We start from the raw sequence: 22649 nt of genomic DNA on the forward strand, positions 1-22649 counted from the left end.
CATGGATATTAAACGCACGATCCTGATCGTCGCCCTGGCAATCGTGTCCTATGTGCTGGTCCTCAAGTGGAACCAGGACTATGGCCAGGCAGCCCTGCCGACTCAGCACACGGCGGCCAACAACGCTGCACCGGCCCTGCCGGATACCGTTGCGGCCAGCAACACTGGCGCCAGCGCCGACGTGCCGAGCGCCAACGCCGAGGCCAGCCCTGCTGAAATCGCGCCAGTCGCTGTCAGCAAGGACCTGATCCGGGTCAAGACCGACGTCCTGGACCTGGCTATCGACCCGGTCGGCGGCGACATCGTCCAGTTGACCCTGCCCAAGTACCCGCGTCGTCAGGATCATCCGGACATCGCCTTCCAGCTGTTCGACAACGGTGGCGAGCGCGTCTACCTGGCCCAGAGCGGTCTGACTGGCACCGACGGTCCAGACGCCCGTTCCACCGGCCGTCCGCTGTATGCCGCCGAGCAGAAGAGCTACCAACTGGCCAACGGTCAGGACCAACTGGTGGTCGACCTCAAGTTCAGCGACAACGGTGTCAACTACATCAAGCGCTTCAGCTTCAAGCGCGGTGAGTACGACCTGAATGTCAGCTACCTGATCGACAACCAGAGCGCCGCGCCCTGGACCGGCAACATGTTTGCCCAGCTCAAGCGCGACGCCAGTTCCGATCCGTCTTCGAGCACCGCTACCGGCACTGCCACCTACTTGGGCGCCGCCCTGTGGACAAGTTCGGAGCCGTACAAGAAGGTGTCGATGAAGGACATCGACAAAGGCAGTTTGAAAGAAAATGTGTCGGGCGGCTGGGTCGCCTGGCTGCAGCACTACTTCGTCACCGCGTGGATTCCGGCCAAGTCTGACAACAACGTCGTGCAGACTCGCAAGGACAGCCAAGGCAACTACATCATCGGCTACACCGGTCCGGCGCTTAACGTACCTGCCGGTGGCAAGGCCGAGACCAGCGCCATGCTGTATGCCGGTCCGAAGATCCAGTCCAAGCTCAAAGAGTTGTCCCCAGGCCTGGAACTCACCGTCGACTACGGCTTCCTGTGGTTCATCGCTCAGCCGATCTTCTGGCTGCTGCAACATATCCACAGCCTGCTGGGTAACTGGGGCTGGTCGATCATCGTCCTGACCATGCTCATCAAAGGTCTGTTCTTCCCGCTCTCGGCCGCCAGCTATCGCTCGATGGCGCGTATGCGTGCCGTGGCGCCGAAGCTGGCCCAGCTCAAGGAACGCTTCGGTGACGATCGCCAGAAGATGTCCCAGGCGATGATGGAGCTGTACAAGAAAGAGAAGATCAACCCGCTGGGCGGCTGCCTGCCGATCCTGGTGCAGATGCCGGTGTTCCTGGCCCTGTACTGGGTACTGCTGGAAAGCGTCGAGATGCGCCAAGCGCCGTGGATGCTGTGGATAACCGATCTGTCGATCAAGGATCCGTTCTTCATCCTGCCGATCATCATGGGCGCGACCATGTTCATCCAGCAGCGTTTGAACCCGACACCGCCGGATCCGATGCAAGCGAAGGTCATGAAAATGATGCCGATCATCTTCACCTTCTTCTTCCTGTGGTTCCCAGCCGGTCTGGTGCTGTACTGGGTTGTGAACAACTGCTTGTCCATCACTCAGCAGTGGTACATCACCCGCCGCATCGAGGCAGCGACCAAAAAAGCTGCCGCTTGACGGGCAGCCCGGTTTGCCTGTGAATAAAAACGCCCCCTAGTGGGGCGTTTTTGCTATCTGACGAATTCCTAACAGAGGCCTAGAGCATGAATTCAGTGCGTGAAACCATTGCTGCCATCGCCACCGCACAGGGCCGCGGTGGTGTGGGTATCGTCCGTCTGTCAGGACCGCTGGCCAGCGAAGCGGGGCGGACCATCACCGGTCGCACGCTGACGCCGCGTCACGCTCATTACGGCCCTTTCCGTGCACAAGACGGTCTGGTGCTGGACGAGGGCATCGCCCTGTACTTCCCCGGGCCTAATTCCTTTACCGGAGAGGATGTGCTCGAGCTGCAGGGCCACGGCGGTCCTGTGGTGATGGATATGCTGCTGCAGCGCTGCGTGGCGCTGGGTTGCCGTCTGGCACGTCCTGGTGAATTCAGCGAGCGCGCCTTTCTCAACGACAAGCTCGACCTGGCCCAGGCCGAAGCCATCGCCGACCTCATCGAGGCCAGTTCCGCCCAGGCGGCGCGTAACGCCTTGCGCTCGCTTCAAGGTGCCTTCTCCAAACGCGTGCATGCGCTCACCGAGGCGTTGATTGCCTTGCGGATCTATGTCGAGGCCGCCATCGACTTCCCTGAGGAAGAGATCGATTTCCTCGCCGACGGTCATGTGCTGGGGATGCTCGACGCGGTACGCGAAGCGTTATCCACAGTCCAGCGTGAAGCGGGGCAGGGCGCGTTACTGCGCGATGGCATGACAGTGGTGATCGCAGGTCGGCCCAATGCCGGCAAGTCCAGTCTGCTGAATCAGTTGGCGGGGCGCGAGGCAGCGATCGTGACCGACATCGCCGGCACGACGCGGGACATCCTGCGCGAACATATCCACATCGATGGAATGCCGCTGCATGTAGTGGACACCGCAGGTCTGCGCGATACCGAAGACCATGTGGAAAAGATTGGTGTCGAGCGCGCACTCAAGGCCATCGCCGAAGCCGATCGAGTGTTGCTGGTGGTGGATTCCACCGCGCCGGAAGCCAACGATCCGTTCGCACTGTGGCCTGAGTTTCTCGATCAACGCCCGAATCCGGCCAAGGTCACGCTGATCCGCAACAAAGCCGATCTGAGTGGTGAGGCCGTAGGTCTCGTGCAGAGCGAGGATGGACACGTGACCCTTACCCTCAGCGCCAAGGGCGAATCCAGTGGACTGGATTTGCTGCGCGATCATCTCAAGGCCTGCATGGGCTATGAACAGACCGCCGAGAGCAGCTTCAGTGCGCGTCGCCGTCACTTGGATGCGCTGCGTCACGCCAGCGAGCACTTGGAGCATGGTCGAGCGCAACTGACTCTCGCTGGCGCAGGGGAGTTGCTGGCAGAAGACCTGCGCCAGGCCCAACAGGCGCTGGGCGAAATCACTGGAGCATTCAGCTCGGACGATTTGCTGGGACGGATCTTCTCGAGTTTCTGCATCGGTAAATGACGCAGCGCACCGTCTCACCCAAGCCGCTCTGACCCGAGCGGCTTTTTTTCGTCTGTCAAAAGAGGGGACCGTGACCTGCATCGTGGCTGTCCACAGACTGCATACCGCGCACCTGAGCCCTGTGGAAAACCGTCCTTCAGCTCCGTTGATAACCGCGCTTTTTTTCCGAGGATAAGGCTGCCTGTGTGTAAGTAGTCATTTAATCCACAGGTTAAACGGCCTTATCCAAAGCCCTCAGGTCGGGTTCGGCACAGGGTTTTGAATCCTTGTAATCCTTGGTAATAGGGGCCTGTAGCGTTTTATCCACAGACAATAGGCTGCATAAGAATAAACATAAAAACAAAGCTTCTTTAACTTTTTCCTTTTTGATTTCTGTTGTCTGCCATTCATCCACAGCCTGATCAAATTTTGCTCAACCGGTTTCAATGGAGCGGGTGAACCCCCTATACTTGTCGGCTTACCTTCTCTATTCGCAAAAACAGGCACGAGGTACGTGGTGGATTTCCCTTCCCGTTTTGAAGTGATCGTCATCGGCGGCGGCCATGCCGGTACCGAGGCTGCGCTTGCGTCTGCACGCATGGGTGTAAAAACCCTGCTGCTGACCCACAACGTGGAAACCCTCGGCCACATGAGCTGCAATCCGGCCATCGGCGGTATCGGCAAGAGCCACCTGGTCAAGGAAATCGATGCGCTCGGCGGCGCCATGGCGCTGGCCACCGACAAGAGCGGGATCCAGTTCCGCGTCCTGAACAACCGTAAGGGTCCGGCCGTGCGCGCTACTCGCGCCCAGGCCGACCGGGCCCTCTACAAGGCGGTGGTGCGTGAAATTCTGGAAAACCAGCCCAACCTGTGGATATTCCAGCAGTCGTGCGACGACTTGATCGTCGAGCAGGACCAGGTCAAAGGCGTGGTCACGCAGATGGGTCTGCGTTTCTTCGCCGATGCCGTCGTGCTGACCACCGGCACCTTCCTCGGTGGACTTATCCACATCGGTTTGCAGAATCACTCCGGCGGGCGTGCCGGCGATCCACCGTCGATCGCCCTGGCCCACCGCATGCGCGAACTGCCGCTGCGCGTCGGTCGCCTGAAGACCGGTACGCCGCCGCGCATCGATGGACGTTCCGTGGACTTTTCGGTCATGACCGAGCAACCGGGTGACACGCCGATCCCGGTCATGTCGTTCATGGGCAACGCCGCCATGCACCCGCGTCAAGTGAGCTGCTGGATCACCCATACCAACGCCCGCACCCATGAAATCATTGCCTCGAACCTCGACCGTTCACCGATGTACTCCGGCGTGATCGAAGGGGTCGGCCCGCGTTATTGCCCGTCGATCGAAGACAAGATCCACCGCTTCGCCGACAAGGAAAGCCACCAGGTGTTCATCGAGCCTGAGGGCCTGACCACCCATGAGCTGTACCCCAACGGTATCTCCACTTCGCTGCCGTTCGATGTCCAGCTCGAGCTGGTGCGCTCGATCCGTGGCATGGAGAACGCGCACATCGTGCGTCCGGGTTATGCCATCGAGTACGACTACTTCGATCCGCGCGATCTGAAATACAGCCTGGAAACCAAGGTCATCGGCGGCTTGTTCTTCGCAGGTCAGATCAACGGCACCACCGGTTACGAAGAGGCTGGCGCGCAGGGCTTGCTGGCCGGCACCAATGCGGCGTTGCGCGCACAAGGTCGCGAGGCGTGGTGCCCGCGCCGCGACGAGGCGTACATCGGCGTACTGGTCGACGACCTGATCACCCTGGGTACCCAGGAGCCTTACCGCATGTTCACCTCGCGCGCCGAGTACCGGCTGATTCTGCGCGAGGACAACGCTGATCTGCGCCTGACCGAGAAGGGTCGTGAGCTGGGCTTGATCGATGATGCGCGCTGGGCGGCGTTCAGCGCCAAGCGCGAAGGCATCGAGCGCGAAGAACAGCGCCTGAAGAGCACCTGGATTCGTCCGGGTACCCCACAAGGCCAAGCGGTTGTGGATAAGTTCGGCACACCACTGGCCCACGAGTACAGCCTGCTCAACCTGCTGGCACGGCCTGAGATCGACTATGCCGGTCTGGTCGAGGCCACCGGCGGTGACGTCATCGATCCACAGGTGGCCGAACAGGTCGAGATCAAGACCAAATACGCGGGCTACATCGACCGCCAGCAGGACGAGATCGCCAGACTGCGGGCCAGCGAAGACACCCGGCTCCCTGTGGATATCGACTACACCGGTATTTCCGGACTGTCCAAGGAAATCCAGGGCAAACTCGGCCAGACCCGTCCCGAGACGCTGGGCCAGGCTTCGCGGATTCCTGGCGTTACCCCGGCCGCTATTTCCCTGTTGCTGATTCACCTGAAGAAACGCGGCGCCGGCCGCGAATTGGAGCAAAGCGCTTGAGTGTCTTGGTCACCCCGCAACACGCCGAAGAGTTGTCCACAGGTGCGCGGCAGCTTGGTGTCGAACTGAGCCAGCAGCAGCACGCCCAGTTGTTGGCCTACCTGGCCCTGTTGATCAAATGGAACAAGGCCTACAACCTGACGGCCGTGCGCGACCCGGATGAGATGGTGTCGCGCCACTTGCTCGACAGCCTCAGCGTCATCCCGTTTATCCACAGCGACACTCAGCGTTGGCTCGACGTCGGCAGTGGCGGCGGCATGCCCGGTATCCCGCTGGCCATCCTGCATCCGCAAAAGCACATCACCGTGCTCGACAGCAATGGCAAGAAGACTCGCTTCCTCACCCAGGTGAAGATGGAGCTCAAGCTCGACAACCTCAACGTTATCCACAGCCGGGTGGAAGAGGTGCAGCCTGAGCAGCCGTTCTGCGGAATCATCTCCCGGGCATTCAGCAGCATGGAGAACTTCACGAACTGGACTCGCCACCTCGGCGATGCCAAGACGCAATGGCTTGCAATGAAAGGGCTGCATCCTGCCGATGAACTGGTAGCATTGCCCGCAGACTTCACAGTGGAAAGCGAGCAGGCCCTGACCGTTCCAGGTTGCCAGGGCCAGCGCCATCTGCTGATACTGCGCCGCAAGGCTTGACTGGGAACACACGCAACAATGGCTAAGGTATTCGCAATCGCGAACCAGAAGGGTGGGGTCGGCAAGACCACCACCTGCATCAATCTCGCCGCATCGCTGGCCGCGACCAAGCGCCGCGTGCTGCTGATCGACCTCGATCCACAGGGCAACGCCACCATGGGCAGCGGTGTGGATAAGCACGAGCTCGAGCACTCGGTGTACGACCTGCTGATCGGGGAATGCGACCTGGCCCAGGCCATGCAGTACTCCGAGCACGGCGGTTTCCAACTGCTGCCAGCCAACCGCGACCTGACTGCCGCCGAGGTGGTGCTGCTGGAAATGCAGATGAAGGAAAGCCGTCTGCGCAACGCGCTGGCGCCGATCCGCGACAACTACGACTTCATTCTCATCGACTGCCCGCCCTCGCTGTCGATGCTGACGCTCAACGCGTTGGTCGCGTCCGATGGCGTGATCATTCCCATGCAGTGCGAGTACTACGCACTGGAAGGGCTGAGCGACCTTGTGGATAACATCAAGCGCATCGCTGCCCGGTTGAACCCGGAACTGAAGATCGAGGGCCTGCTGCGCACCATGTACGACCCGCGCCTGAGCCTGAACAACGATGTCTCGGCGCAGCTCAAGGAACACTTCGGCGATCAGCTCTACGACACGGTGATCCCGCGCAACATCCGCCTGGCCGAGGCGCCGAGCTTCGGCATGCCGGCGCTGGCCTACGACAAGCAGTCGCGCGGAGCGCTCGCCTACCTGGCCTTGGCCGGTGAGTTGGTGCGCCGCCAGCGTCGTCAAACCCGCACTGCACAGACAACTTAAGGAATCCGCATGGCCATCAAGAAACGCGGTCTCGGACGTGGGTTGGATGCACTGCTCAGTGGTCCATCCGTCAGCGCGCTCGAAGAGCAGGCGGTCAAGGTCGATCAGAAGGAGCTGCAGCGCCTGCCGGTCGAGCTGATTCAGCGCGGCAAGTATCAGCCGCGCCGCGACATGGACCCTGAAGCGCTGGAAGAGCTGGCGCACTCGATCCGCAACCATGGCGTGATGCAGCCCATCGTGGTGCGCCCGATCGGTGAAGGCCGCTACGAGATCATCGCCGGTGAGCGTCGCTGGCGCGCCACCCAGCAGGCCGGTCTGGACAGCATTCCGGCCATGGTCCGCGAAGTACCGGACGAAGCCGCCATCGCCATGGCGCTGATCGAGAACATCCAGCGCGAAGACCTCAACCCGCTGGAAGAAGCCATGGCGTTGCAGCGTCTGCAGCAGGAGTTCGAGCTGACCCAGCAGCAGGTGGCCGATGCGGTCGGCAAGTCGCGGGTGACCGTCGCCAACCTGTTGCGCCTGATCACCCTGCCCGAAGCGATCAAGACCATGCTCGCCCATGGCGACTTGGAAATGGGTCATGCCCGTGCGCTGCTCGGCCTGGAGGAACATCGTCAGGAGGAGGGGGCGCGACATGTTGTCGCACGCGGCCTTACCGTGCGCCAAACCGAGGCACTGGTTCGTCAGTGGTTGAACGGTAAACCTGAGCCGGTGCAATCGGATAAATCTGATCCGGACATCGCCCGCCTGGAACAGCGCCTGGCCGAGCGCCTGGGCTCTTCGGTGCAGATTCGTCATGGAAACAAGGGCAAAGGCCAGTTGGTCATCCGCTACAACTCGCTCGACGAGCTTCAGGGCGTACTTGCCCACATCCGCTGAAACAATTCCCGTTGTAGCGCGCAGTCGGAAATCACTACCCGATAGTTGAATAGGGGGGCATCCACCCCTATACTCTGCGCGCATTTTGTCGGCACAAATTATGCCAAGTCATCGCTGACGAGGCGGTCGACTTTCGAGGAGCAGTAGCGATGGAAATACGCACGCCAAACCGCCTGCCTTTCCATCGTTGGGCAGTTTTCCCGGTGCTGCTGGCTCAATTTGGGGTGTTATTGCTGGCAACGTTGGTGTTGTGGCAATGGCAGGGCAAGGTCAGCGGTTATTCAGGCCTGTGTGGTGGTTTGATCGGCTGGCTGCCCAACGTGTATTTCGCCTGGAAGGCTTTTCGCTTCAGCGGAGCCCGGGCGGCGCCGGCCATCGTCAAGTCGTTTTACGCAGGCGAGGCAGGCAAATTGATTTTGACGGCAGTGCTGTTCGCACTGACCTTTGCAGGAGTGAAGCCACTGGCGCCGTTAGCAGTATTCGGCGTCTTCCTGCTGACCTTGATGGTCAGCTGGTTCGCGCCACTGCTGATGAATACAAGACTTTCGAGACCTTAGGGCGTTTGAGGCAACCATGGCAGCAGAAACCGCTTCGGGCTATATCCAGCACCACTTGCAGAACCTGACCTACGGTCAACTACCAGACGGCAGCTGGGGCTTCGCCCATTCGGCTGCAGAAGCCAAGGCAATGGGCTTCTGGGCGTTCCACCTGGATACGCTGGGTTGGTCCGTCGCGCTGGGTCTGATCTTCCTGTTCATCTTCCGCATGGCGGCCAAGAAGGCCACTTCCGGTCAGCCGGGCGCCCTGCAGAACTTCGTCGAAGTGCTGGTCGACTTCGTTCACGGCAGCGTGAAGGACTCGTTCCACGGTCGCAGCGCGGTCATCGCACCGCTGGCGCTGACCATCTTCGTCTGGGTGTTCCTGATGAACGCCATCGACTTGGTTCCGGTCGACTGGATTCCGCAGCTGGCTATCCTGATTTCCGGTGATCCGCACATTCCGTTCCGTGCCGTGTCCACCACCGACCCGAATGCCACGCTGGCCATGGCCTTCAGCGTGTTCGCCTTGATCATCTTCTACAGCATCAAGATCAAAGGCTTCGGCGGCTTCATCGGCGAGCTCACCCTGCACCCGTTCGGCAGCAAGAACATCTTCGTGCAGATCCTGCTGATCCCGGTGAACTTCCTGCTGGAATTCGTCACCCTGATCGCCAAGCCGATCTCCCTGGCACTGCGTCTGTTCGGCAACATGTACGCCGGCGAGCTGGTGTTCATCCTCATCGCCGTGATGTTCGGCGCCGGCATCCTCTGGCTCAGCGGCCTGGGTGTGGTACTGCAGTGGGCGTGGGCGGTGTTCCACATCCTGATCATCACGCTGCAAGCTTTCATCTTCATGATGCTCACCATCGTCTATCTGTCGATGGCTCACGAAGATAGCCATTAAGACCGCCTGGCGTGTCTGATAGCCTTGTCCGCCGGTTCGGGGGCAGGGCTGAAAAAGTCCGCAAGGGCCGTTGTTTCAACGATTTGTTTTACCGCTTCAAACTAAAAACCTAACCAATACGACGTAAAAGTCGGGAGGAAAGATGGAAACTGTAGTTGGTCTGACCGCTATCGCTGTTGCTCTGCTGATCGGCCTGGGTGCTCTGGGTACCGCCATTGGTTTCGGCCTGCTGGGCGGCAAGTTCCTGGAAGGCGCTGCTCGTCAGCCTGAGATGGTTCCGATGCTGCAGGTCAAGATGTTCATCGTTGCCGGTCTGCTCGACGCCGTCACCATGATCGGTGTTGGTATCGCTCTGTTCTTCACCTTCGCGAACCCCTTCGTTGGTCAGATCGCCGGCTAATCACTCGTTCCTACGAGTTGATTGGTGTGATGGACAAAGACCGAGCGAGGTGTTGGCGTGAACATTAATGCAACCCTGATTGGCCAATCCGTTGCTTTTCTGATTTTTGTGCTGTTCTGCATGAAGTACGTATGGCCTCCGGTCATCACTGCTCTGCACGAGCGCCAGAAGAAGATTGCAGACGGCTTGGACGCTGCCAACCGCGCAGCTCGCGACCTGGAGCTGGCCCAAGAGAAAGCGGGTCAGCAACTGCGTGAAGCGAAAGCACAGGCAGCCGAAATCATTGAGCAAAGCAAGAAACGCGCTGCTCAGCTTGTCGAGGAAGCCCGTGATCAGGCCCGCGTCGAAGCTGACCGTGTGAAGGCTCAGGCTCAGGCCGAGATCGAACAGGAACTGAACAGCGTCAAAGACGCCCTGCGTGCCCAAGTGGGTGCCCTGGCCGTTGGCGGTGCTGAAAAGATCCTTGGCGCCACAATCGATCAAAACGCGCATGCGGAGCTGGTTAACAAACTGGCCGCTGAAATTTAAGCGAGGGCGATCATGGCAGAACTGACCACGTTGGCCCGACCTTACGCTAAGGCTGCCTTCGAGCATGCCCAGGCCCATCAGCAACTGGCCAATTGGTCAGCCATGCTCGGCCTGGCTGCTGCGGTGTCGCAAGACGACACCATGCAGCGCCTGCTCAAGGCCCCGCAACTGACTAGCGCAGACAAGGCCGCCGCATTCATTGAAGTGTGCGGTGACAAGTTCGATGCACAGGCACAGAATTTCATTCATGTTGCCGCGGAAAACGACCGTCTCCTGCTTCTGCCGGAGATTGCCACCCTGTTCGACCTGTACAAGGCCGAGCAGGAGAAATCCGTGGACGTGGAAGTCACCAGTGCTTTTGCGTTGAACCAAGAACAGCAAGACAAACTCGCCAAGGTTCTCAGTGCACGGCTCAGCCGGGAAGTGCGCCTGCACGCGTCGGAGGATGCCAGCCTGATCGGCGGCGTCGTCATCCGCGCCGGCGACCTGGTAATCGATGGCTCTGTTCGCGGCAAAATCGCGAAACTGGCCGAAGCATTGAAATCTTGAGTTTGAAGGGGCAGCAGAGCAATGCAGCAACTCAATCCTTCCGAAATTAGTGAAATCATCAAGGGTCGCATCGAGAAACTCGATGTCGGCTCCCAAGCCCGCAACGAAGGTACCGTCGTCAGCGTTTCCGACGGTATCGTTCGCATTCACGGTCTGGCCGACGTCATGTACGGCGAAATGATCGAGTTCCCGGGCGGCGTCTACGGTATGGCACTGAACCTGGAGCAAGACTCCGTGGGTGCGGTGGTACTGGGCGCTTACACCTCCCTCGCCGAAGGCATGTCCGCCAAGTGCACCGGCCGCATCCTGGAAGTTCCTGTGGGTAAGGAACTGCTGGGTCGTGTGGTCGATGCCCTGGGCAACCCGATCGACGGCAAAGGTCCGCTGAACAACACCGAGACCGACGCGGTCGAGAAAGTGGCTCCAGGCGTGATCTGGCGTAAGTCGGTCGACCAGCCTGTGCAGACTGGCTACAAGTCGGTCGACGCCATGATCCCGGTTGGCCGTGGTCAGCGCGAGCTGATCATCGGTGATCGTCAGATCGGTAAGACCGCCATGGCGGTCGACGCGATCATCAACCAGAAAGACAGCGGCATCTTCTGCGTCTACGTGGCCGTCGGCCAGAAGCAGTCGACCATCGCCAACGTCGTGCGCAAGCTGGAAGAAGCCGGCGCCCTGGCCAACACCATCGTGGTTGCCGCCAGCGCCTCGGAATCCGCCGCACTGCAGTTCCTGGCACCTTACGCCGGCTGCACCATGGGCGAGTTCTTCCGTGACCGCGGCGAAGACGCTCTGATCGTCTACGATGACCTGTCCAAGCAGGCCGTTGCCTACCGTCAGATCTCCCTGCTGCTGCGCCGTCCGCCAGGACGTGAAGCGTACCCAGGCGACGTGTTCTATCTCCACTCCCGTCTGCTGGAGCGTGCTTCGCGCGTTTCGGAAGAGTACGTCGAGAAGTTCACCAATGGCGCAGTCACCGGCAAGACCGGCTCGCTGACCGCCCTGCCGATCATCGAAACCCAGGCTGGCGACGTTTCCGCGTTCGTTCCGACCAACGTGATTTCCATCACCGACGGTCAGATCTTCCTGGAATCGGCCATGTTCAACTCGGGCATCCGCCCTGCAGTGAACGCCGGTGTTTCGGTATCGCGCGTCGGTGGTGCCGCTCAGACCAAGATCATCAAGAAGCTGTCCGGCGGTATCCGTACCGCGCTGGCTCAGTACCGTGAACTGGCGGCCTTCGCCCAGTTCGCGTCCGATCTGGACGAAGCGACCCGCAAGCAGCTGGAACACGGTCAGCGCGTTACCGAGCTGATGAAGCAGAAGCAGTATGCGCCGATGTCGATCGCCGACATGGCTCTGTCGCTGTATGCCGCCGAGCGTGGTTTCCTGACCGACGTAGAAGTCTCCAAGGTCGGCAGCTTCGAGCAAGCGCTGATCGCCTACTTCCACCGCGATCACGCCGAGCTGTTGGCCAAGATCAACGTGAAAGGTGACTTCAACGACGAAATCGACGCTGGCATGAAAGCCGGTATCGAGAAGTTCAAGGCCACCCAGACCTGGTAAGCCGCAGCGGGGGCTTCTGGCCCCCGCTTGCTAACCTGATAGGTGATACATGGCAGGCGCAAAAGAGATTCGCAGTAAGATTGCGAGCATCAAAAGCACGCAAAAAATTACCAGCGCCATGGAGAAAGTGGCGGTCAGCAAAATGCGCAAGGCACAACTGCGCATGGCTGCTAGCCGTCCTTACGCGGAGCGTATCCGCCAGGTGATCGGTCATCTGGCCAACGCCAACCCGGAATATCGTCACCCGTTCATGATCGAGCGCCCTGTAAAGCGCGTCGGTTATATCGTGGTGAGCAGTGACCGTGGTCTGTGCGGTGGCTTGAACACCAACCTGTTCAAGGCCCTGGTCAAGGACATGAACGAAAACCGCGAACAGGGCGTTGAAATCGACCTGTGCGTGATCGGCAGCAAAGGTGCGACTTTCTTCCGCATCTTTGGCGGCAACGTCGTAGCCGCGATCAGCCACTTGGGCGAAGAGCCATCGATCAACGATCTGATCGGCTCCGTCAAAGTGATGCTGGACGCCTACCTCGACGGCCGTATCGATCGCCTCTCGGTGGTTTCGAACAAGTTCATCAACACCATGACCCAAAAACCGACGGTCGAGCAGTTGGTACCGTTGGTGGCAACCCCGGATCAGGAACTCAAGCACCACTGGGACTACCTGTACGAACCCGACGCAAAAGAGCTGCTGGATGGCTTGATGGTGCGTTACGTGGAGTCGCAGGTGTACCAGGCGGTGGTCGAGAACAACGCTGCTGAACAAGCGGCCCGGATGATCGCCATGAAGAACGCCACAGACAACGCCGGTGACCTGATCAGCGAACTCCAGCTGATCTACAACAAGGCGCGTCAGGCTGCGATCACCCAGGAGATCTCGGAAATCGTCGGCGGCGCTGCCGCGGTTTAACGGTTCACATATTCAGAGGATCCAGCTATGAGTAGCGGACGTATCGTTCAAATCATCGGCGCCGTCATCGACGTGGAATTCCCACGTGACGTCGTGCCGAGTGTTTACAACGCGCTGAAAGTTCAAGGCGCGCAAACCACCCTGGAAGTCCAGCAGCAGCTGGGCGACGGCGTGGTTCGTACCATCGCGATGGGCTCGACCGAAGGTCTGAAGCGCGGTCTGGACGTCGTCGATACTGGCGCGGCCATTTCCGTTCCGGTGGGTAAGGCCACGCTGGGCCGTATCATGGACGTCCTCGGCAACCCGATCGACGAAGCCGGTCCGATCGGCGAAGAAGAGCGTCGCGGTATCCACCAGCCAGCGCCTTCGTTCGCTGACCAGGCAGGCGGCAACGACCTGCTGGAAACCGGCATCAAGGTTATCGACCTGGTTTGCCCGTTCGCCAAGGGTGGTAAGGTCGGTCTGTTCGGTGGTGCCGGTGTCGGCAAGACCGTCAACATGATGGAACTGATCCGTAACATCGCCATCGAGCACAGCGGTTATTCCGTGTTCGCCGGTGTGGGCGAGCGTACTCGTGAGGGTAACGACTTCTACCACGAGATGAAGGACTCCAACGTTCTCGACAAAGTAGCGCTGGTCTACGGTCAGATGAACGAGCCACCAGGAAACCGTCTGCGCGTCGCGCTGACCGGCCTGACCATGGCCGAGAAGTTCCGTGACGAAGGTAACGACGTTCTGCTGTTCGTCGACAACATCTATCGTTACACCCTGGCCGGTACCGAAGTATCCGCGCTGCTGGGCCGTATGCCTTCCGCAGTAGGCTACCAGCCGACCCTGGCCGAAGAAATGGGCGTTCTGCAAGAGCGCATCACTTCGACCAAGGAAGGTTCGATCACCTCGATCCAGGCCGTCTACGTGCCTGCGGACGACTTGACCGACCCGTCGCCAGCGACCACCTTCGCCCACTTGGACGCCACCGTCGTTCTGTCCCGTGACATCGCCTCGCTGGGTATCTACCCGGCCGTCGACCCACTGGACTCGACTTCGCGTCAGTTGGACCCGAACGTGATCGGCAACGAGCACTACGAAACTGCCCGTCAGGTCCAGTACGTTCTGCAGCGTTACAAAGAGCTGAAGGACATCATCGCGATCCTGGGCATGGACGAACTGTCGGAGACCGACAAGCAACTGGTTGCTCGCGCTCGTAAGATCCAGCGCTTCCTGTCGCAGCCGTTCTTCGTGGCCGAAGTCTTCACCGGCGCGCCAGGCAAGTACGTTTCGCTCAAGGACACCATCGCTGGCTTCAGCGGTATCCTCAAAGGTGACTACGACCACCTGCCAGAACAAGCGTTCTACATGGTCGGCAGCATCGACGAAGCGATCGAGAAAGCCAAGAAACTGTAATCCCGGCGCCCCGCAAGGGGCGCTAATCAGGTTGAGGCAAGCAGATGGCTATGACAGTCCATTGCGATATCGTCAGCGCGGAAGGGGAGATCTTCTCCGGTCTGGTCGAGATGGTAGTAGCGCACGGTAACTTGGGCGATCTGGGTATCGCACCAGGCCACGCGCCGCTGATCACCAATCTCAAGCCGGGTCCGATCACGCTGACCAAGCAGGGTGGCACTCAAGAGGTGTACTACATCTCCGGTGGCTTCCTCGAAGTGCAGCCGAACATGGTCAAGGTTCTCGCCGACACCGTGCAACGCGCTGCCGACCTGGACGAAGCTCAGGCTCAGGAAGCCCTCAAGGCTGCCGAGAACGCGCTGAACACCAAAGGTTCGGACTTCGACTACGGCGCTGCCGCCGCACGTCTGGCCGAGGCTGCGGCTCAGCTGCGCACTGTCCAGCAAATGCGCAGAGGCAAGTGATCCGGTCCTGCCGGTGATCTGCGTTGCGATTGAGTTAAAGGGTAGCCTCGGCTACCCTTTTTCTTTTCCCGATTTCCCCCCTCGGTCACATCCCTGACCGCCCAGGATTGGTAGCCAGTCAATGTCACTCGATATCGTTATTCTCGCCGCAGGCCAAGGCACTCGCATGCGCTCGGCGCTGCCCAAGGTGCTGCACCCGGTCGCTGGCAATTCCATGCTTGGCCACGTTATCCACAGCGCCCGTCAACTGCAGCCCAATGGCATCCATGTGGTCATCGGCCATGGCGCCGAACGCGTGCGCGAATCCCTGGCGGCCGACGACCTGAATTTCGTCATGCAGGACAAGCAACTGGGTACGGGTCATGCGGTCGCCCAGGCGTTGCCGGCGATCACGGCCGACACCGTGCTGGTGCTCTACGGCGACGTGCCGCTGATCGAGGTGCAAACGCTGCAGCGTCTGCTGGCGAAGGTCGACGAGCGCCAACTGGGCCTGCTGACCGTGAACCTCGAGGATCCGACCGGCTACGGCCGTATCGTGCGCGACGAACAGGGCCAGGTGACAGCCATCGTCGAACACAAGGACGCCAGCGATGCGCAGAAGGCGATCAAGGAAGGCAACACCGGCATTCTCGCGATGCCCGCCGCGCGCCTGGCCGACTGGATGGGCCGCTTGTCCAACAACAATGCCCAAGGCGAGTACTACCTCACCGACGTGATCGCCATGGCTGTGTCCGACGGCCTGGTGGTGGCCACCGAGCAGCCGCACGATCCGATGGAAGTGCAGGGCGCCAATGACCGCCGCCAACTGGCTGAACTCGAGCGACACTATCAGTTGCGTGAAGGCCGTCGTCTCATGGCCCTGGGCGTGACCCTGCGTGATCCGGCGCGTTTCGATGTGCGCGGTGAGGTGACGGTTGGGCGCGACGTGCTGATCGATATCAACGTCATTCTCGAAGGTCAGGTGGTCATCGAGGACGATGTTCAGATCGGCCCGAACTGCGTGATCAAGAACAGCACACTGCGCAAGGGTGTGGTGGTCAAGGCCAACAGCCATATCGAAGGCGCGGTGATGGGTGAGTGCAGCGACGCCGGTCCGTTCGCCCGGCTGCGTCCAGGGAGCGTGCTGGAGGCCAAGGCCCATGTGGGTAACTTCGTCGAACTGAAGAACGCTCATCTGGGCGAAGGCGCGAAAGCCGGCCACTTGACGTACCTGGGCGATGCGCAGATCGGTGCCCGCACCAACATCGGTGCCGGAACCATCACCTGCAACTACGACGGCGCCAACAAGTTCATGACCGTGCTGGGCGAGGACGTCTTCATCGGCTCGAACAACTCGTTGGTAGCGCCTGTGGAAATCAAGGATGGCGCCACCACTGCGGCTGGCTCGACCATCAATCAGGCGGTCGAACCTGCTCAGTTGGCGGTCGCCCGCGCACGTCAGCGAAACATCGACGGCTGGAAAAGGCCGGTGAAGATCAAGAAAGACTGAGTTATCAACAGCTCTGTTATCCACAAGCCGACTTATGTGAATAAGTCGGCTTTTGTTTGCGCGGGTTTTCTGGGTGAAAGCTGTTGATGGGCAGCTTGACGAAATGCCGATCTTAGGTTTTGATTGCACCCATTATCTTTCGAATCGAAACTTAAAAGCAGATGTCGAAACGAAACACCCCCCAGCGCCGCCATAACATCCTCGCCTTGCTCGCAGAACAGGGCGAGGTGAGCGTCGACGCATTGGCCAAGCATTTCGAAACGTCTGAAGTGACCATTCGCAAGGACCTCGCTGCGCTCGAAACCAACGGGCTGCTGCTACGCCGCTACGGCGGCGCCGTGCCGGTACCGCAAGAAATGTTCGGCGGGGTCGCCCAGCCCATTTCCAGCTACAAGAAAGCCATCGCCCGCGCTGCCGTAGCCGGTATTCGCGAGCATGCGCGCATCATCATCGACAGCGGCAGCACCACGGCCGCGATGATCCCTGAACTGGGCCGCCAGCCCGGCCTGGTGGTGATGACCAATTCGCTCAACGTGGCCCGTGCCATCAGCGAGCTGGAGCATGAGCCCGTGTTGCTGATGACCGGCGGCACCTGGGATCCGCATTCGGAGTCGTTCCAGGGCCAGGTCGCTGAGCAAGTGCTGCGCTCCTACGATTTCGATCAGCTGTTCATCGGTGCCGATGGCATCGACCTGAACCGCGGCACCACCACCTTCAACGAGCTGCTTGGCCTGAGCCGGGTGATGGCCGAGGTGGCCCGTGAAGTGATCGTGATGGTCGAGTCGGACAAGGTCGGGCGCAAGATTCCCAATCTCGAGCTGCCTTGGGGCAGCGTTACCACCCTTATTACAGACGATCGCCTGCCGAGTTCGGCACGCGACCAGATTCAAGCCCGCGGCATCAACCTGATCTGCGCCGCGATCAGCCAGGAGCAATGACCATGTGTGGAATCGTCGGTGCAGTCGCCGAGCGTAACATCACCTCCATCCTCATCGAAGGCCTCAAGCGTCTCGAGTACCGCGGCTATGACAGTGCCGGCCTGGCGGTAATCACCGCCGAAGGCCAGTTGGACCGCCGCCGCCGCATCGGCAAAGTGGCCGAGCTGGAAGCCGCCGTGAGCGCCGAACCGCTCAATGGTCACCTGGGCATCGCGCATACTCGCTGGGCCACCCACGGCGCGCCGACGGAGCACAATGCCCACCCGCACTTCTCCGGTCAGGAAGTGGCCGTTGTTCACAACGGCATCATCGAGAACCACGAAGAGCTGCGTGAAGAGCTCAAAGGTCTGGGCTACGTATTCGCGTCGCAGACTGACACCGAAGTGATCGTCCACCTGATCCACCATACCCTCAAGCAGATCCCCGACCTCACCGAGGCGTTCAAGGCCGTGGTCAAGCGCTTGCATGGCGCCTATGGCCTGTCGGTGATCAGTGCCAGACAGCCGGACCGTCTGGTCGCCGCGCGCAGCGGCAGCCCGCTGGTGATTGGCCTGGGCCACGGCGAGAACTTCCTCGCGTCCGACCAACTGGCCCTGCGCCAGGTCACTGACCGTTTCATGTACCTGGAAGAAGGCGACATCGCCGAGATCCGCCGCGATCACGTGAGCATCTGGGACCAATCCGGTGCTGCGGTGCAGCGCGAGACCGTGCAGTACCACGAAGGCGCCGAGGCGGCGGACAAAGGCCACTACCGCCACTTCATGCTCAAGGAAATCCATGAGCAACCGTCGGTGGTTCAACGCACCCTGGAAGGGCGCCTGGGCAAGGACCATGTCATGGTCCAGGCGTTCGGCCCGCAGGCCGCCGAGCTGTTCGCCAAGGTGCGCAACGTGCAGATCGTCGCCTGTGGCACCAGCTACCACGCCGGCATGGTAGCCCGCTACTGGCTGGAAAGCCTGGCCGGCATCCCGTGCCAGGTCGAAGTCGCCAGCGAATTCCGCTACCGCAAGGTGGTCGTCCAGCCGGACACCCTGTTCGTGTCGATCTCCCAGTCCGGCGAAACCGCCGATACCCTGGCGGCGCTGCGCAACGCCAAGGAACTGGGCTTCCTCGGCAGCCTGGCGATCTGCAACGTCGGCATCAGCTCGCTGGTGCGCGAGTCGGATCTGACCCTGCTCACCCTGGCTGGCCCGGAAATTGGCGTCGCCTCCACCAAGGCGTTCACCACCCAGCTGGTGTCGTTGATGCTGCTGACCCTGGCCCTGGGCCAAGTGCGCGGTACGCTGGAAGCGGGTGTCGAAGCCGAACTGGTCGAAGAACTGCGTCGCCTGCCGGCGCGCCTGGGCGAAGCCCTGGCCATGGACACCGTGGTCGAGAAGACTGCCGAGCTGTTCGCCGACAAGCACCACACCCTGTTCCTCGGCCGCGGTGCGCAGTACCCGGTGGCGATGGAAGGCGCGCTCAAGCTCAAGGAAATTTCCTATATCCACGCCGAGTCGTACCCGGCCGGTGAACTCAAGCACGGCCCGCTGGCGCTGGTCGATGCCGATATGCCAGTGGTCACGGTTGCGCCGAACAATGAGCTGCTGGAAAAGCTGAAGTCGAACCTGCAGGAAGTCCGCGCCCGTGGCGGCGAGCTGGTGGTGTTCGCCGACGAGAACGCCGGCATGAGCAACGGCGAAGGCACTCACGTGATCAAGGTGCCGCACATCATCGACGCCCTCGCACCGATCCTCTACACCATCCCGCTGCAGTTGCTGTCGTACTACGTGGCCGTGTTGAAAGGGACCGATGTCGACCAGCCGCGTAACCTGGCCAAGTCGGTGACGGTGGAGTGAGGGTTGCTGGGTCGGATGTAGGGTGATGGATTTAGAGAATTAAAACTGTCGCAGGAGCCGGTGAGACCTCTCTCCTCCGCTCCTGCGAGCACCGCCCCTCGCCCAACCCCGCCCCCTCCAGCTCTGGACCGGCCAAAAATGCTGTTGCAAATCCAACCAGATGAATCTCTTCGTTCGTATGTTGAACGAAACCTTTACCTTGACCTTAAAAATCCTGAGTTAGATATCCTTAAAAGTCTTTATTGTGTTAACTGGGATGGCTGGGTAGTAAATTCCATTGCAGACCTTTTGGGGTGGCGTGGTTGTTACGGCTACAACAAACTTTTGCATTTACATACCTCCTTCCCTTTCAGCAGTGTTCTAAAAACAAAAAGAAGTTTATCGTACTCCGGAACCAGCTTCATTTATTATCATTACATAGATTCTCTCCGCGCGATGGACACCATGGTCGGGTGATGTGGGAGGGCTGCGCCGGCCGTAGCCTAGGTGATGCTGAGCCTATGGTGAACGAGGATCCACGCGCTCTGCGGCTTGCACAGTTCTTCGAAAAAATTTGCTCGATTGAGCATCACCTTCCCGCGGAAACTGCCTTGCTTCTTTTCACAGAGAAACTTAAAAGCATCGATTGCTCCGTTTTTGATAAAAAGCTAAGACAAGATTTAGATAGCATTGCATTGGAAATTGAGTCGAGCGGTCACAAAAGCAGCGAGTATACTGTTCCTAGCGGCCGGACTTACGCGCTGCTTGAACTAGTGTCAATCGTTTACGAACGCTTTGCGCAACTTTTAAATGATCTATTAAGTTTAGAGCCTACGCGGTTGCCCATCGATTCATGTTGGAATACTTATATTGTGCGTAGTGGTGGATTTACTCACTTTGTAGAAGAGGATTATCGTCTTGGCTCAAGCTCATGGATGTGCAGCGATATAGTAGGTTACTTAGGGTATCCATACCGCGATTATACTCGACCAAGAATTTATCCCTGCTGTAACCTACCTTACCCTCGCCGCAAGGGGCATCAATTGAAGCCCGAGCGGGTTGAGGCTGCCCTTCCAGCTGTTCCTCGACTTGGGGCGACCGGTTGGGCTCCAGTGGCCAGGCCCAAATCCCCGCTAGGCTACCAGTCATCCAGCTCTGACGCGTGTGACCACGTCTTGCAGTAAGGTAAGCTTTAAATTCTGTTGGCATGGTAGCGGAGTAACTGCTCCATGAACCCCACATTCAAAGCGCGAAGCTGATCCCCAATGCTGTGCTCCCGATCTCTTTCTGGAGCCAGCCCCGTCATGATGCGACCCGACGCCAAAGTCGAAAAAGTCTATCTCTACCCCAAGCCCGTCGACTTCCGAAAGTCGATTGACGGCCTGGCCGCTCTGGTCGAACTGGATATCAAAGTGGCGGTGTTTGACCCCGTGCTTTTCGTGTTTCTCAACAAGCCGCGCAACCGCGTGAAGATCCTCTACTGGGAACGAAACGGCTTCTGCCTTTGGCTCAAGCGCCTCGAATCCGAGCGTTTCAAAACATCGCCTGACGCCACCGACGAGGCGATCATTCTGACCGTCCAGGAACTCAACTGGCTGCTCGACGGTTTTGACCTCTGGCGTAATCGTCCTCATCAGGTTTTGACGCCGCGCTACGTGGCGTGACCCGGTATAATCCGGGCCATGATTTCTCTGCCCAATGACCTTCCTGATGATCCTGTTTTGCTCAAGCAACTGTTGCTTGAGGCCCTCAATCGTCAGGAGGAAACCGCTCAGGCTTATCAGACTCACATCGTCGACCTGAAAGAACAGATCAAGCTGTTGCGTGACCGTCTGTTTGGACGCAAGTCCGAGCAATCCGTAGAACCCAACACGCCACAGTTGGCCTTGTTCAATGAGCCTGAAAGCGAGCCAATGCCGTTGGTTGGCGACGCCGATGAGGAAGTCGTTGCACCCACAGTGCGTCGTGGCAAACGCAAGCCGTTGTCAGCCAATCTGCCGCGTATCGAAGTCATCCACGAACTGCCCGAACACGAACTGACCTGTGCTTGCGGTTGCCGCAAACATGCCATCGGGGAAGAAACCAGTGAGCAACTGGATATCGTGCCGATGCAGATCCGGGTCATCAAACATATCCGCAAGATCTACGCTTGCCGTGGCTGTGAAGCCGCACCGGTGACCGCCGACAAGCCCGCCCAGTTGATCGAGAAAAGCATGGCCAGCCCCAGCGTGCTGGCCATGCTACTGACCACCAAGTATGTCGACGGTTTACCGTTGCATCGGTTTGAAACGGTACTTAGCCGCCACGGTATCGATATCCCTCGGCAAACGCTGGCACGCTGGGTGATCCAGTGCAGCGAGCATTTCCAGCCACTGCTTAATTTGATGCGTGATCGGTTGCTGGAAAGCCCAGTGATTCACTGCGATGAAACCCGTGTCCAGGTGTTGAAAGAACCGGATCGAGATCCGACCAGTCAATCCTGGATGTGGGTGCAAGCCAGTGGCCCACCGGATCGAAAAGTTGTGCTGTTTGATTACACGTCCAGCCGTGCGCAGGAGGTGCCGTTGCGCTTGCTGGAGAGTTACCGTGGCTACGTCATGACTGATGATTACGCCGGCTATAACGCGTTGGCGTTGCAGCCGGGCGTGGAGCGACTGGCGTGCATGGCCCATGCGCGACGCAAGTTCGTGGACGCGCAAAAAGTGCAGCCCAAAGGTAAAACCGGACGGGCCGATATCGCGCTGGCGATGATCAACAAGCTGTACGGCATCGAGCGCGAGCTCAAGGACGTCAGTGATGAACAGCGGTTTGCTGGTCGACAGGAGAAAAGCCTGCCGATCCTGACACAACTGAAAAGCTGGCTGGATAAAACCCAGTCGCAGGTGACCGCACAAAGTGCGTTGGGCAAGGCAGTGCATTACCTGGCGAACAACTGGAGTCGACTGGAGCGCTATGTCGAAGCGGGTTACTTGCCCATCGATAACAATACGGCCGAAAGAGCGATCAAGCCCTTTGTCATAGGACGCAAGGCCTGGCTGTTCAGCGACACCGTCAACGGCGCCAGTGCCAGCGCGAAGATCTACAGCCTGGTCGAGACCGCCAAGGTCAACGGCCAAGAGCCTTATACGTGGCTGCGCCACGTACTAGAGCGGCTACCGCACGCCTCGTCGGTAGCAGACTACGAAGCGCTGCTACCGTGGAACTGCTCGCCAGAGATGCCACGGTAACTCGTTACCCCACTGTTGGGCAGGTGGGGTTTATGGATCGCGTAC

At 59.6% G+C, this 22649-nt stretch carries 20 protein-coding genes; all 20 read left to right on the forward strand.

Annotated elements, in window-relative coordinates; all coding sequences use genetic code 11:
- Position 1: 1 nt before the first annotated feature.
- The 20 genes from yidC to Q7C30_RS17350 all read left to right on the forward strand — a co-directional run bounded on the left by yidC (position 2) and on the right by Q7C30_RS17350 (position 22604).
- Complete coding sequence (gene yidC, locus Q7C30_RS17255) at positions 2-1684, forward strand: membrane protein insertase YidC (protein ID WP_029614325.1); 1683 nt, start codon at positions 2-4, stop codon at positions 1682-1684.
- A gap of 86 nt (positions 1685-1770) precedes the next feature.
- The gene (gene mnmE, locus Q7C30_RS17260; protein ID WP_317872220.1) at positions 1771-3141 is read left to right on the forward strand and encodes a tRNA uridine-5-carboxymethylaminomethyl(34) synthesis GTPase MnmE; all 1371 of its coding nucleotides are present in this window, start codon (positions 1771-1773) and stop codon (positions 3139-3141) included.
- 496 nt (positions 3142-3637) lie between these two features.
- The gene (gene mnmG, locus Q7C30_RS17265) at positions 3638-5530 is read left to right on the forward strand and encodes a tRNA uridine-5-carboxymethylaminomethyl(34) synthesis enzyme MnmG (protein ID WP_116889945.1); all 1893 of its coding nucleotides are present in this window, start codon (positions 3638-3640) and stop codon (positions 5528-5530) included.
- Positions 5527-6177 (forward strand): 16S rRNA (guanine(527)-N(7))-methyltransferase RsmG, encoded by a 651-nt coding sequence (rsmG, locus tag Q7C30_RS17270; protein ID WP_317872221.1) that lies wholly within the window; start codon positions 5527-5529, stop codon positions 6175-6177. Before mnmG ends, rsmG begins: the two co-directional genes overlap by 4 nt.
- Before the next feature lie 18 nt (positions 6178-6195).
- Complete coding sequence (locus Q7C30_RS17275; protein WP_116889949.1) at positions 6196-6987, forward strand: ParA family protein; 792 nt, start codon at positions 6196-6198, stop codon at positions 6985-6987.
- Between the two features lie 9 nt (positions 6988-6996).
- The gene (locus Q7C30_RS17280; protein ID WP_295485484.1) at positions 6997-7869 is read left to right on the forward strand and encodes a ParB/RepB/Spo0J family partition protein; all 873 of its coding nucleotides are present in this window, start codon (positions 6997-6999) and stop codon (positions 7867-7869) included.
- Between the two features lie 149 nt (positions 7870-8018).
- Positions 8019-8426 (forward strand): F0F1 ATP synthase subunit I, encoded by a 408-nt coding sequence (locus tag Q7C30_RS17285; protein WP_029612170.1) that lies wholly within the window; start codon positions 8019-8021, stop codon positions 8424-8426.
- 16 nt (positions 8427-8442) lie between these two features.
- Positions 8443-9312 (forward strand): F0F1 ATP synthase subunit A, encoded by an 870-nt coding sequence (gene atpB / locus Q7C30_RS17290; protein WP_317872222.1) that lies wholly within the window; start codon positions 8443-8445, stop codon positions 9310-9312.
- 142 nt (positions 9313-9454) lie between these two features.
- Positions 9455-9712, forward strand: coding sequence for a F0F1 ATP synthase subunit C (gene atpE, locus Q7C30_RS17295; protein ID WP_003097235.1), 258 nt, complete (start codon positions 9455-9457; stop codon positions 9710-9712).
- Positions 9713-9769: 57 nt separating this feature from the next.
- On the forward strand, positions 9770-10240 hold the full coding sequence (locus Q7C30_RS17300) for a F0F1 ATP synthase subunit B (RefSeq protein ID WP_029612173.1): 471 nt from the start codon (positions 9770-9772) through the stop codon (positions 10238-10240).
- A 12-nt stretch (positions 10241-10252) separates the two neighbouring features.
- On the forward strand, positions 10253-10789 hold the full coding sequence (locus Q7C30_RS17305) for a F0F1 ATP synthase subunit delta (protein WP_317872223.1): 537 nt from the start codon (positions 10253-10255) through the stop codon (positions 10787-10789).
- Between the two features lie 21 nt (positions 10790-10810).
- On the forward strand, positions 10811-12355 hold the full coding sequence (gene atpA / locus Q7C30_RS17310; RefSeq protein WP_029612176.1) for a F0F1 ATP synthase subunit alpha: 1545 nt from the start codon (positions 10811-10813) through the stop codon (positions 12353-12355).
- Positions 12356-12404: 49 nt separating this feature from the next.
- Positions 12405-13265: a F0F1 ATP synthase subunit gamma gene (gene atpG, locus Q7C30_RS17315; RefSeq protein ID WP_029612178.1), complete on the forward strand. Its 861-nt coding sequence runs from the start codon at positions 12405-12407 to the stop codon at positions 13263-13265.
- A gap of 27 nt (positions 13266-13292) precedes the next feature.
- Positions 13293-14669, forward strand: a complete 1377-nt coding sequence (gene atpD, locus Q7C30_RS17320) for a F0F1 ATP synthase subunit beta (RefSeq protein ID WP_317872224.1) — start codon at positions 13293-13295, stop codon at positions 14667-14669.
- 44 nt (positions 14670-14713) lie between these two features.
- Positions 14714-15133 (forward strand): F0F1 ATP synthase subunit epsilon, encoded by a 420-nt coding sequence (locus Q7C30_RS17325; protein WP_023532701.1) that lies wholly within the window; start codon positions 14714-14716, stop codon positions 15131-15133.
- A 121-nt stretch (positions 15134-15254) separates the two neighbouring features.
- Positions 15255-16622 (forward strand): bifunctional UDP-N-acetylglucosamine diphosphorylase/glucosamine-1-phosphate N-acetyltransferase GlmU, encoded by a 1368-nt coding sequence (glmU, locus tag Q7C30_RS17330; RefSeq protein WP_317872225.1) that lies wholly within the window; start codon positions 15255-15257, stop codon positions 16620-16622.
- 161 nt (positions 16623-16783) lie between these two features.
- Positions 16784-17560, forward strand: coding sequence for a DeoR family transcriptional regulator (locus Q7C30_RS17335; RefSeq protein WP_039582305.1), 777 nt, complete (start codon positions 16784-16786; stop codon positions 17558-17560).
- 2 nt (positions 17561-17562) lie between these two features.
- Positions 17563-19398 (forward strand): glutamine--fructose-6-phosphate transaminase (isomerizing), encoded by a 1836-nt coding sequence (gene glmS, locus Q7C30_RS17340; protein ID WP_317872226.1) that lies wholly within the window; start codon positions 17563-17565, stop codon positions 19396-19398.
- Positions 19399-20681: 1283 nt separating this feature from the next.
- On the forward strand, positions 20682-21041 hold the full coding sequence (tnpB, locus tag Q7C30_RS17345) for an IS66 family insertion sequence element accessory protein TnpB (RefSeq protein WP_029614001.1): 360 nt from the start codon (positions 20682-20684) through the stop codon (positions 21039-21041).
- Between the two features lie 18 nt (positions 21042-21059).
- Complete coding sequence (locus Q7C30_RS17350) at positions 21060-22604, forward strand: IS66 family transposase (RefSeq protein ID WP_317872227.1); 1545 nt, start codon at positions 21060-21062, stop codon at positions 22602-22604.
- The last annotated feature ends 45 nt before the right edge of the window (positions 22605-22649 follow it).

Source organism: Pseudomonas sp. RAC1 (assembly GCF_030658255.1).
GTDB classification, from domain to species: domain Bacteria; phylum Pseudomonadota; class Gammaproteobacteria; order Pseudomonadales; family Pseudomonadaceae; genus Aquipseudomonas; species Aquipseudomonas boreofloridensis.

Bases quoted from the DNA above. Each gene is read 5' to 3' on its own strand.
- atpE (WP_003097235.1), top strand. From the start codon at position 9,455: ATGGAAACTGTAGTTGGTCTGACCGCTATCGCTGTTGCTCTGCTGATC.
- atpB (WP_317872222.1), top strand. From the start codon at position 8,443: ATGGCAGCAGAAACCGCTTCGGGCTATATCCAGCACCACTTGCAGAAC.
- mnmE (WP_317872220.1), top strand. From the start codon at position 1,771: ATGAATTCAGTGCGTGAAACCATTGCTGCCATCGCCACCGCACAGGGC.
- yidC (WP_029614325.1), top strand. From the start codon at position 2: ATGGATATTAAACGCACGATCCTGATCGTCGCCCTGGCAATCGTGTCC.
- Q7C30_RS17285 (WP_029612170.1), top strand. From the start codon at position 8,019: ATGGAAATACGCACGCCAAACCGCCTGCCTTTCCATCGTTGGGCAGTT.
- glmS (WP_317872226.1), top strand. From the start codon at position 17,563: ATGTGTGGAATCGTCGGTGCAGTCGCCGAGCGTAACATCACCTCCATC.
- atpG (WP_029612178.1), top strand. From the start codon at position 12,405: ATGGCAGGCGCAAAAGAGATTCGCAGTAAGATTGCGAGCATCAAAAGC.
- Q7C30_RS17280 (WP_295485484.1), top strand. From the start codon at position 6,997: ATGGCCATCAAGAAACGCGGTCTCGGACGTGGGTTGGATGCACTGCTC.
- tnpB (WP_029614001.1), top strand. From the start codon at position 20,682: ATGATGCGACCCGACGCCAAAGTCGAAAAAGTCTATCTCTACCCCAAG.
- Q7C30_RS17350 (WP_317872227.1), top strand. From the start codon at position 21,060: ATGATTTCTCTGCCCAATGACCTTCCTGATGATCCTGTTTTGCTCAAG.
- atpA (WP_029612176.1), top strand. From the start codon at position 10,811: ATGCAGCAACTCAATCCTTCCGAAATTAGTGAAATCATCAAGGGTCGC.
- Q7C30_RS17335 (WP_039582305.1), top strand. From the start codon at position 16,784: ATGTCGAAACGAAACACCCCCCAGCGCCGCCATAACATCCTCGCCTTG.
- glmU (WP_317872225.1), top strand. From the start codon at position 15,255: ATGTCACTCGATATCGTTATTCTCGCCGCAGGCCAAGGCACTCGCATG.
- Q7C30_RS17325 (WP_023532701.1), top strand. From the start codon at position 14,714: ATGGCTATGACAGTCCATTGCGATATCGTCAGCGCGGAAGGGGAGATC.
- atpD (WP_317872224.1), top strand. From the start codon at position 13,293: ATGAGTAGCGGACGTATCGTTCAAATCATCGGCGCCGTCATCGACGTG.
- Q7C30_RS17275 (WP_116889949.1), top strand. From the start codon at position 6,196: ATGGCTAAGGTATTCGCAATCGCGAACCAGAAGGGTGGGGTCGGCAAG.
- Q7C30_RS17305 (WP_317872223.1), top strand. From the start codon at position 10,253: ATGGCAGAACTGACCACGTTGGCCCGACCTTACGCTAAGGCTGCCTTC.